3 protein-coding genes are annotated in these 3,253 nt (G+C 65.0%); all 3 read right to left on the reverse strand.

The features are described from left to right. Positions 1–126: 126 nt before the first annotated feature. Genes EN745_RS32345 through EN745_RS32355 form a run of 3 tightly spaced genes read right to left on the reverse strand, consistent with a single transcriptional unit; the run spans position 127 to position 3,094 of the window. Positions 127–1,455, reverse strand: a complete 1,329-nt coding sequence (locus EN745_RS32345; RefSeq protein WP_126056046.1) for an FMN-binding glutamate synthase family protein — start codon at positions 1,453–1,455, stop codon at positions 127–129. Positions 1,456–1,461: 6 nt separating this feature from the next. Continuing rightward, a complete protein-coding gene (locus EN745_RS32350) occupies positions 1,462–2,193 on the reverse strand; it encodes a GXGXG domain-containing protein (RefSeq protein WP_126056045.1) in 732 nt (243 codons plus the stop codon). Between the two features lie 4 nt (positions 2,194–2,197). Further along, the gene (locus tag EN745_RS32355; RefSeq protein ID WP_127423128.1) at positions 2,198–3,094 is read right to left on the reverse strand and encodes a glutamine amidotransferase family protein; all 897 of its coding nucleotides are present in this window, start codon (positions 3,092–3,094) and stop codon (positions 2,198–2,200) included. Positions 3,095–3,253 lie beyond the last annotated feature (159 nt).

Raw genomic sequence — 3,253 nt, forward strand, 5'->3', positions numbered from 1 at the left:
GTGTAGGAGATCATGAAATATTTGACGTTTTTCGCCCTTGCGAATTCTGCAAGATCAGTAGTCACACCAGTTCCCCATTTTTTGTCGGCCATGGCCCAAGGCATTTGGGTCTTGGCCCTTCATTGATTAGAAGCCGTTCTTGCCCGGTATCCAGTTGGTGCCGGCAAGCGGCACGCCCGCCATGGCGGCCGCTTCGATGGTCAGCGCGACGAGGTCCTCGGGCTCGAGATTGTGCAGGCTGTTCTTGCCGCAGGCGCGCGCGATCGTCTGCGCCTCCAGCGTCATCACTTTCAGGTAATTCGCCAGCCGCCGTCCGGCCGCGATCGGGTCGACTCGTTTCATCAGCTCCGGATCTTGCGTGGTGATGCCTGCCGGGTCGCGGCCCTCGTGCCAGTCATCATAGGCGCCGGCCGTGGAGCCGAGCGCGTTGTACTCCGCCTCCCAGCGCGGATCGTTGTCGCCAAGCGCAACCAGCGCCGCCGTGCCGATCGATACCGCGTCGACGCCGAGCGCGAGCGCCTTGGCGACGTCGGCGCCGTTGCGGATACCGCCGGAGACGATGAGCTGCACCTTGCGATGCATGCCGAGGTCCTGCAGCGCCTGCACCGCCGGCCTGATGCAGGCAAGCGTCGGCTGGCCGACATTCTCGATGAACACTTCCTGCGTCGCGGCGGTGCCGCCCTGCATGCCGTCGACCACGACGACGTCGGCGCCGGCCTTCACCGCGAGCGCGGTGTCGTAGTAGGGGCGGGCGCCGCCGACCTTGACGTAGATCGGCTTTTCCCAGTCGGTGATCTCGCGCAGTTCGAGGATCTTGATCTCGAGGTCGTCGGGCCCGGTCCAGTCGGGATGGCGCGACGCCGAGCGCTGGTCGATGCCCTTGGGCAGCGTGCGCATCTCGGCGACGCGGTCGGAGATCTTCTGGCCAAGCAGCATGCCGCCGCCGCCGGGCTTGGCGCCCTGGCCGACGACCACTTCGATCGCATCGGCGCGGCGCAGGTCGCGCGGGTTCATGCCGTAGCGCGACGGGAGGTACTGATAGACGAGCTGCTTGGAATGGCCGCGCTCCTCCTCGGTCATGCCGCCGTCGCCGGTGGTGGTCGAGGTGCCGGACAGCGTCGCGCCGCGGCCGAGCGCTTCCTTGGCGGGGCCGGACAGCGACCCGAAACTCATGCCGGCGATGGTGATCGGGATCTTCAGCTCGATCGGCTTCTTGGCGTGGCGCGTGCCCAGCACCACACTGGTGTCGCAGCGCTCGCGATAGCCTTCCAGCGGATAGCGCGAGATCGAGGCGCCGAGGAACAAGAGATCGTCGAAATGCGGCAGCTTGCGCTTCGCGCCGGCGCCGCGGATGTCATAGATGCCGGTCGCTGCTGCGCGGCGGATCTCGGAAAGCGTGTAGTCGTCGAAGGTTGCGGATTTGCGCGGCGTCGTCGGCGGGTTGCGATAGGTCATCTTGCCTCAATACGCGTCGGCGTTGTCGATATTGAAATTGTAGAGCTTGCGCGCCGAGCCGTAGCGCTTGAACTCCGAAGCTTTGACGCCGGTCACGCCGGCGCGGTCGAGCAGGCCTTGCAGGAATTCCAGATGCTCGGGCCGCATCTCCTTGGCGATGCAGTCGGCGCCCAGGCTCTCGACCTTGCCGCGCACGAACAGCCGTGCCTCGTAGATGGAATCGCCCAGCGCATCGCCGGCATCGCCCAGCACCACGAGGTTGCCGGACTGCGCCATGAAGGCCGACATGTGGCCGATATTGCCGTGCACGACGATGTCGATGCCCTTCATCGAGATGCCGCAGCGCGACGACGCGTTGCCTTCGATGACCAGCAGGCCCCCGCGGCCGGTGGCGCCGGCATACTGGCTGGCGTCGCCTTTGATCACGATCGAGCCCGACATCATGTTCTCGCCGACGCCGGGGCCGGCCGAACCATGCACGGTGATGGCGCCGCCGGCATTCATGCCGCCGCAATAGTAGCCGACGCTGCCGCGCACATCGATGGCGACCGGCTGGTCGACGCCGACGGCGACCGAATGGCTGCCCTTGGGGTTGAGCACCTCCCAGGCCGTCTCGTTTGAGCCCGGTGTGAGCTGATGCAGCGCCTGGTTCAGCTCGCGCAGCGACAGTGCGGCAAGGTCGAACACCCTGGCGTGGCTCTGGTCGCGCTGAGCGGTGGATACGTTGGTTGCCGGCATGAACTCAATGCTCCCAGAAATAGACGGTTGCGGGCTCCGGTTCCCAGACCCTCGCATTGTCTATGCCGGGCAGTTTGGTGAGCGCGCGATATTCCGAACCGAAGGCGACATACTGGTCGGTCTCGGCCATGACGGCGGGCTTGCAGGCGATCGGGTCGCGCACCACGCCAAAGCCGTTCTTGGTGCCGACGACGAAGGTGAAGAAGCCGTCGAGGTCGGAGAGCGTGCCCTCCAGCGCCTCGCCGAGGTTCTTGCCATGCGCGATCTTGGAGGAGAGATAGGCGGCTGCCACCTCGGTGTCGTTTTCGGTCTCGAATATCATGCCCTCGCGGACCAGCTCGCGCCGCACATTGTTGTGGTTGGACAGCGAGCCATTGTGCACCAGGCATTGGTCTGCGCCGGTCGAGAAGGGGTGCGCGCCCATCGTGGTGACCGCCGATTCCGTCGCCATGCGGGTGTGGCCGATGCCATGCGTGCCGGTCATCGAGCGGACGTCGAAGCGCTCGACGACGGCTTCCGGCAGACCGACCTCCTTGTAGATCTCGACCGCTTCGCCGGCGCCCATGATGCTGATATCGGGCCGAAGCGATTGCAGTGCCTCACGCGCGGTGTCGACCTTGTCCAGAGCCGTCCTGATCACCGCATGCGTCGACTTGACCGCAACGCTCACCGGCGCGCCGATCGCCTTGGCGAGCTCAGCGTCGAGGCCGCGGAAGTCGTGTTCCGGCTTCGCCGATTGGATGGTGATCTTGGCCTCGTTGCCGGCCGGTGCGCCATAGATGGCGATGCCGGCACTGTCCGGACCCCGGTCGGTGAGGCAGATCAGCATCTCCGACAGCATCGCGCCGAGCTTGGGTTCCAGCGACTTGTCCTTGAGGAAAAGTCCGACGATTCCACACATGTCAGCCTCCCGGCGTTTGCAGCTAAAAAATGATGTACCCAATGAGTCCGCAAAATTCAATCGTATGAAAAAATTTTTCCTCTAGTTACGCATGCGGCTCTACGCCGCTGCCCGTGCCGCCATCGCTCCGGCTGCCCTTGTGAGCCCACTGCGCGTAGC

Source organism: Mesorhizobium sp. M4A.F.Ca.ET.022.05.2.1, from assembly GCF_003998845.1.
Classification (GTDB): domain Bacteria; phylum Pseudomonadota; class Alphaproteobacteria; order Rhizobiales; family Rhizobiaceae; genus Mesorhizobium.

Bases quoted from the DNA above. Each gene is read 5' to 3' on its own strand.
- EN745_RS32345 (WP_126056046.1), bottom strand. From the start codon at position 1,455: ATGACCTATCGCAACCCGCCGACGACGCCGCGCAAATCCGCAACCTTC.
- EN745_RS32350 (WP_126056045.1), bottom strand. From the start codon at position 2,193: ATGCCGGCAACCAACGTATCCACCGCTCAGCGCGACCAGAGCCACGCC.
- EN745_RS32355 (WP_127423128.1), bottom strand. From the start codon at position 3,094: ATGTGTGGAATCGTCGGACTTTTCCTCAAGGACAAGTCGCTGGAACCC.